This window comes from Peribacillus sp. YIM B13482, assembly GCF_042787975.1.
Lineage (GTDB): Bacteria > Bacillota > Bacilli > Bacillales > DSM-1321 > Peribacillus > Peribacillus simplex_A.
On record NZ_JBHZPF010000132.1, the window covers coordinates 1 to 1,838 of the forward strand.

The following is a 1,838-nucleotide window of genomic DNA, read 5'->3' on the forward strand; positions in this document are numbered from 1 at the left end:
CAACTCCCTCAGTATGATAGCTATAGCTCTCGAATGCTCACTTATTCGCAGGATTTCATAACCCTTGAAAATATATTAACGGTTAAAAGCAATGAGCTCAGATCATTTTGGTTCGCGGAGGCATAGTTAAATAAAGGAGTCTTAACAAAACTCCATATTCTACCATATAATGCACATTTTCTCCACGCCGCCCCTGGAGGCTTTCCCTCCCATGTCTCAACGGGTCATAAAATATGCCCTCTCATTCCTTCGTCATGCCTATCCAAGGGGTGGAGGCCAGTATTGCTAACCTAATGGGTCGGTGCCCTTTTGTTGATTAAATCTGGTACTCCGTGCATCTTTGAAATCCTACGAATAAGAAAACATTCGATAAAAGAAAGCTGAAAATCAACCGTTCATCCATTCTTAGTTTGGTTCCCTTCGAGAACCTGTGAAGCTTGATTTATTCAATAAAACTACGCTGCCAGAGTTGTTAAAGGTTGTAATTTTTCTGGAGAATAGGTTTCATTTCTTTTGGCTATTCCCACAAAGAGCCGTGCTAGCTTTCCGCATAATTTCATAATAGACTTCATTTTCTTTATTTTTTTTACCTTAACATTATTGGCGTGCAACGCTTTAAACTCAGGGTTATTCATGACAAGACTCATTGTCGCTAGGTATAAGAAACGCCTAAGTCTGGATCTCCCACGTTTAGAAATGACAATTTGTCCTTTCCATTTACCAGAGCTCGCCTCGGAAAGATGTAACCCTGCATGACGAAGGAGGGAATTACCATGGGCGAATCCACTTAAATCTCCAGCTTCCCCTAAAATTCCAGCTAAAGAGATTTCACTGATCCCTTTAATAGCCAGCAGTTTCTTTGCGAAAGGAATTTGTTGAAGCACGTTAGTGACTTCTTGTTCCACTCTTTCGAGTTGCGTTGTAGCTAGATCATACTCTTCTAGTAGTTGTTCTAAATGTAGCTTGTAAGCATCAAGTGCTTGGTGCGTTCCGATAGAACGTTTAGCTAAATCTATAAGTAGATAAGCTTTTTTCATCCCAGGCTGACGCTTCATTACCGATTTCCATTTGCCTACAATGTCTTGAGGTTGCATCGATTGTAACTCGATTGGTGTAGGAAATAATCGTAGAGTTGCGATTGCCCCTTTGCCTTTCACATCTTTAAACACTTGTCGTAGCTCAGGAAAGACTACATCTACCCAACGATTTAATTGGTTGATAGAACTAACGAGACGTTTAACGATTACATCACGGTTGGACATAAGGACTCGAAGTTTTTCGAAAGACTCTGGAGTTGAACGAACAAAGGCATAGTATCCATTCTTCACCATATCCGCAATCACGAGAGCGTCTTTTTTATCACTTTTGGACTGAGTGTTATCTCGATTTTCTTTATTTCTTTTTACAAGGTGAGGATTGACTGTTACGACATCAATCTTTTCGTTAGATAACCATTTCGATAGATTAATCCAGTAATGACCTGTAGGTTCCATACCGACAATCGTTGTGTCTAAGCTGTTTTTAGCTTTTAGTTTATTAATCCATTCTAGAAATCTGTTAAAGCCTTCTTCGTTATTTTCGAAAGTAAGAGGATCACCTACCACGATTCCTCGATAATTTACAGCTCGAGCAACGTGAAATTGTTGGGCAATATCCACGCCAACAACGAGATGTCGATCAGAAATTCTCTCTATTAGTTGATTTTGTTTATCTTGCATTTTAAACTTCATATTAGGGTTCCTCCTAAGGTTTTGAGTTAGAGTGGTGTCTTACTCATATCTTACTGAGGAGCCCTATTTTTTTCAAAGCTGAAAAATAACGCTCTACAGGAATGCTAA

The 1,838-nt window shown here is 39.4% G+C and carries 1 protein-coding gene; it reads right to left on the bottom strand.

The window, feature by feature from the left end:
- Positions 1 to 455: 455 nt before the first annotated feature.
- Positions 456 to 1,730 (bottom strand): IS110 family RNA-guided transposase, encoded by a 1,275-nt coding sequence (locus ACFX4L_RS25285; RefSeq protein ID WP_377387648.1) that lies wholly within the window; start codon positions 1,728 to 1,730, stop codon positions 456 to 458.
- Positions 1,731 to 1,838 lie beyond the last annotated feature (108 nt).

What these genes read in the sequence shown, in the direction of transcription:
- ACFX4L_RS25285 (WP_377387648.1), bottom strand. Translation starts at nt 1,730, where the DNA reads ATGAAGTTTAAAATGCAAGATAAACAAAATCAACTAATAGAGAGAATT.